This window comes from Staphylococcus sp. HMSC061G12 (assembly GCF_001838465.1).
GTDB classification, from domain to species: Bacteria; Bacillota; Bacilli; order Staphylococcales; family Staphylococcaceae; genus Staphylococcus; species Staphylococcus simulans.
The window spans coordinates 1-5023 of record NZ_KV837030.1 but is presented as its reverse complement, the minus strand read 5'-3'; the positions used below and the strand labels follow the sequence as shown (position 1 = coordinate 5023).

The window sequence follows — 5023 nt, the reverse complement described above, 5'->3', positions numbered from 1 at the left end:
TGCGAATAAATGAAATAATAATTGTCCTGTAGAACTTGATTTATCCATCGTTATATTTTCTTCTAAACTATGAAAACTCACGCCTCGTTCGTTAAGTTCATTAACTAATGTGATTAAATCCTCCATGTTACGTCCTAGTCTATCTAGTCTCCAAACAACAATGGTATCTCCTGACCTCGCAAATTCAATTGCTTTATCTAAACCAGGTCTTTTACTTTTTGAACCACTCATATGGTCATTAAATATCTTTTCACAACCATGTGTATTTAATCGATCTTCCTGTAAATTTAAATTTTGTAATCCAGTTGAAACTCTTGCATAACCTATTTTCAAAATACAAACCTCCTATATACACCTTCAGTGTACCATAACTTAATCACAAGGTCTTTTGTGAACATAGATTTTTTGTTGGGTTTTTGAACACATAATTCTATGTAATACATACTTATTTAGACATAAAAAACGAGTGTACAGAAAATGGTTATTTTCTGTACACTCTCATCTTTAATAATATATTTTAAATGTTATTAACAAAACTAATTTAATAAGAGTCAAGCATAGTTTACATATGTATTATGTTTGAAACATATCTCTAATTACTTTTTACTAATATCATTTAAAATGTCTCGCAATTCTTCAATTTCTTTGTTATTTAATTCTTCATTTTTCGCAAAATTCAGCACTAAACTTTTCATGTCCCCTCCATACAGTTTATTAAGAAAGGTTTTAGCAGTTTTCATTTTAATATCGTCTTCTTTAATATTTGATGAGTAAAAATAAATATTCTCTGATTTGTATCGTTTTATAATCTCTTTTTTATATAGTCTTGTGATTAATGTTCTAATCGTTTTATCGCTAACTTCTTTATATTTTTGAATTTCAACTACAATTTCATTAGCTGATACTGATTTTTTACCCCATATTATATTCATAACATCCCATTCAGCCATAGATATTTCAACTTGCTTATTGGCCATTTAAAACACCCATTTCTTTTAATATTTTTTCACTGATTAATTCAGCATTTTTCCCAGATGGCTTTCCATCTGATAAATGTGTAGCAAAATAATACTTATCATGATTTGTAATTACGTAACCTACAAACCACCCATTATTATACTTCCCGTTTACTATACCTGTACCTGTTTTCCCATACAGTTCATACTTTTCATTTTTCTTAATCAATAATGAAGAAGATAATTGATTCTTTGCTTTTTTACTAAAATGGTTATTTTGTTCCATCATATTTTTAAAAACTATTACTTGTTCAAGATTAGATATTTTCAAACTATCTTCCATCCAATAGCTTTTATAACTTCCCAAATTTTTATTACCATAATTTAATTGCTTGAGTTGAGTCGCAGTATAGTTCTTTGGTATTTGATCGCTAATACGTTCGAAGTACCAATTAACTGAATTTTGCATTGCTGTATTTAAATCTTGTTCCTTATTCCAAGCATCAAAAGGGTAATGCTTATGATTCCATGACATACGTGAATTTTCATCATTTATAATATGTCGGTCAAGTCCAAACATAGCTAAATAAATTTTATAAGTTGAATTAGGAGAATACCTTTTTCTACTTTCTTTTTCGTTATAAATATAGTATTTGTCTTTCTTCATGCTGTACATGACGAAAGATCCACTATTTGAACCAAAAATTTTACTTTTATCTAAAATTTGGTAATCGTTGTGTAAGGGCTTTTTATAATTATAATCAGTTATGGATTGCCCCATCAAAAACTGGCTTTGAATTACCATGAGCAAAAAAGTAAAAATACAAATAAAAATTAGAATTAATTTGGACTGTTTTTTCAGATTGGCTTCTTTTATATTAATTAATCTTCTTTTGAGTAATGACTTTTTACCATTAAATGAATGGCTTAATATATTTTTATTAAAAAATGGAACATTTAATACGGAGTCCATAATAGATTCCGCATAAGTTTTAAATTCATTTTTGTTAATATTATTAAGGACAAATCTATCGGCTTCTACTTCATTGTCATGAATTATCTTTCTTTTTACAATATGTACTAATGGATTGTAACTCATAATAATAGAGAAGATATTAAAGATAATTAAATGTAAAGTATCTCTATTTTTAGCATGAGCATATTCATGCAATATTATATATTTTAGTCTTTTGTCAATTACACTTTTAAAATATGAACTAGGAATCAAAATAATATATTTCCCATACCAAAAAGTTATTGGAGATTGAATAGTCTCTGCTTTTCGAATCACAATATTTTTTTTATATTGATGGTTGAAAAGTATCGTATCTATTTTATTTTTTTCATTTTCGTTTAGATAAAGTGACTGTTTCTTTAAATATTTAAGATATAATAAGGCTTTCAAAAATTTAAAACTTAAAATAATAACTAAAACTATCCAAATAACTGTGCAGATATTATCAATTGAATCCCAATTAAACTTATGGATATCTGTTGCGAACTCTTGAATAGGTTTGGTGGTATTTATGTTATGGTTCAAGTCGTGTGACTTACTTTCAACTGTGGGCGCTTGATTATTCACATTATTAAATTTAAAAAGAGAGAATTTAATAGGAATGAAAGGAATTAATCCTGCAAGAAGAGTTAGATACCAAACTTTATAATTTAACATATAATTAAAATAGCGTTTTAATATGTACCTAAAAAATAATAACAATAGAAATATAAAACAAAAGCTTACTATGCTCATTATTAATAACTTAGCCATTTCAACACCTTCTTTCAAATATTTATAATAAACTATTGACACCGATATTACAATTGTAATATTATTGATTTATAAAAATTACAACTGTAATATCGGAGGGTTTATTTTGAAAAAGTTAATATTTTTAATTGTAATTGCTTTAGTTTTAAGTGCATGTAATTCAAACAGTTCACATGCCAAAGAGTTAAATGATTTAGAAAAAAAATATAATGCTCATATTGGTGTTTATGCTTTAGATACTAAAAGTGGTAAGGAAGTAAAATTTAATTCAGATAAGAGATTTGCCTATGCTTCAACTTCAAAAGCGATAAATAGTGCTATTTTGTTAGAACAAGTACCTTATAATAAGTTAAATAAAAAAGTACATATTAACAAAGATGATATAGTTGCTTATTCTCCTATTTTAGAAAAATATGTAGGAAAAGATATCACTTTAAAAGCACTTATTGAGGCTTCAATGACATATAGTGATAATACAGCAAACAATAAAATTATAAAAGAAATCGGTGGAATCAAAAAAGTTAAACAACGTCTAAAAGAACTAGGAGATAAAGTAACAAATCCAGTTAGATATGAGATAGAATTAAATTACTATTCACCAAAGAGCAAAAAAGATACTTCAACACCTGCTGCTTTCGGTAAGACTTTAAATAAACTTATCGCAAATGGAAAATTAAGCAAAGAAAACAAAAAATTCTTACTTGATTTAATGTTAAATAATAAAAGCGGAGATACTTTAATTAAAGACGGTGTTCCAAAAGACTATAAGGTTGCTGATAAAAGTGGTCAAGCAATAACATATGCTTCTAGAAATGATGTTGCTTTTGTTTATCCTAAGGGCCAATCTGAACCTATTGTTTTAGTCATTTTTACGAATAAAGACAATAAAAGTGATAAGCCAAATGATAAGTTGATAAGTGAAACCGCCAAGAGTGTAATGAAGGAATTTTAATATTCTAAATGCATAATAAATACTGATAACATCTTATATTTTGTATTATATTTTGTATTATCGTTGACATGTATAATTTTGATATCAAAAACTGATTTTCCCTCTATTATTTTCGAGATTTATTTTCTTAATTCTCTTTAACAAACTAGAAATATTGTATATACAAAAAATTATAAATAATAGATGAATAGTTTAATTATAGGTGTTCATCAATCGAAAAAGCAACGTATCTTATTTAAAGTGCGTTGCTTTTTTCTCATTTATAAGGTTAAATAATTCTCATATATCAAGCAAAGTGACATACTTAACATCTTAATTGACTTTATAGTAGGAGGCCTTATTACACTCTTTAAGTTGCCAATTTTTTATTGTAAACTGTGTATAAATCATATTTGAGGAGGTGTCTAAATGTTTCTTATAGCTTATTGTTGCAGATATTTACAGATTATACGCAACAAATTTTCGATTTTAATTCCAAAATTGGTGAAGTCTGTCTTTTTTGAAATTAATAATCGAATCTATAAGGAACTGACACTATATACTTCTTCCTTATAGATGATATGGAGGAAGATAAATGAATATACTCAATGCTTCGAATGTTTCTAAAAGTTATGTAGAAGAAACTTTATTCGATAATATCAAGTTGACCCTTAATTCTGGTGATACTGTAGGATTAGTAGGACGTAATGGTGAAGGAAAAACTACTTTGCTAAAACTGCTAGCAGGGTTAGAAAAACCTTCCAAAGGCATTATTAGTTGGAAGAAAAATGTGAGAATCGGTTATTTAAACCAAATACCCAATTATGAAAATGATACAAGTGTTTATCAATGTTTGAAATCTGTATTTCAAGAGTTAAATGCTATATCAGAACAACTTGAAACTATAGAAAATAAAATGGCTGAAGATAAAGAAAATATAACTACACTAATGTCTCGCTATGGTGAACTACAGATATATTATGAAGAAAATGGTGGTTACGAGATAGATGCTAAGATACGTAAAGTGACTTATGGATTAAATATTGACCATTTACTTGATACAGAGTGGGGGAACTTATCAGAAGGAGAACGTACAAAAGTAGCCTTGCTCAAATATTAATTAAGTCTACTGATTTGCTACTTTTAGATGAACCAACAAATCACCTTGATGTTAAATCTATAGAATGGTTGACTAACTATATAGAAAATTTTGAAGGTGCTACCGTAATCGTCTCACACGATCGTTACTTTTTAGATGAAACAGCAAATCAAATTATGGAAATAGATCAAAAAATGCTCCATGTTTATAATGGAAATTATTCGCAATTTGTTGAAGAAAGAGAAAAAAGGCTGTTAGTCGAATTCGAA

The 5023-nt window shown here is 27.3% G+C and carries 4 protein-coding genes and 1 pseudogene; 2 read left to right on the top strand and 3 right to left on the bottom strand.

Annotated features, from left to right (window positions below):
• The 3 genes from HMPREF2937_RS02625 to blaR1 all read right to left on the bottom strand — a co-directional run.
• Positions 1-333 (bottom strand): recombinase family protein (locus HMPREF2937_RS02625; RefSeq protein WP_142351393.1); only part of this gene is annotated, 333 nt, incomplete at its 3' end.
• Positions 334-596: 263 nt separating this feature from the next.
• Positions 597-977 carry a penicillinase repressor BlaI gene (gene blaI, locus HMPREF2937_RS02620; protein ID WP_001284656.1) on the bottom strand — a complete coding sequence of 127 codons (381 nt, stop codon included), beginning with the start codon at positions 975-977 and terminating at the stop codon, positions 597-599.
• Positions 967-2724, bottom strand: coding sequence for a beta-lactam sensor/signal transducer BlaR1 (gene blaR1, locus HMPREF2937_RS02615; protein ID WP_001096374.1), 1758 nt, complete (start codon positions 2722-2724; stop codon positions 967-969). The genes blaI and blaR1 overlap by 11 nt, the downstream gene beginning before the upstream one ends.
• Positions 2725-2830: 106 nt before the next feature.
• Between blaR1 and HMPREF2937_RS02610 the strand changes: the two genes are divergently transcribed.
• Together HMPREF2937_RS02610 and HMPREF2937_RS02605 are read left to right on the top strand one after the other, a co-directional pair.
• Positions 2831-3676, top strand: a complete 846-nt coding sequence (locus tag HMPREF2937_RS02610) for a BlaZ family penicillin-hydrolyzing class A beta-lactamase PC1 (RefSeq protein ID WP_000733283.1) — start codon at positions 2831-2833, stop codon at positions 3674-3676.
• A 574-nt stretch (positions 3677-4250) separates the two neighbouring features.
• A pseudogene (locus HMPREF2937_RS02605) lies at positions 4251-5023 on the top strand (ATP-binding cassette domain-containing protein); the annotation flags it as partial.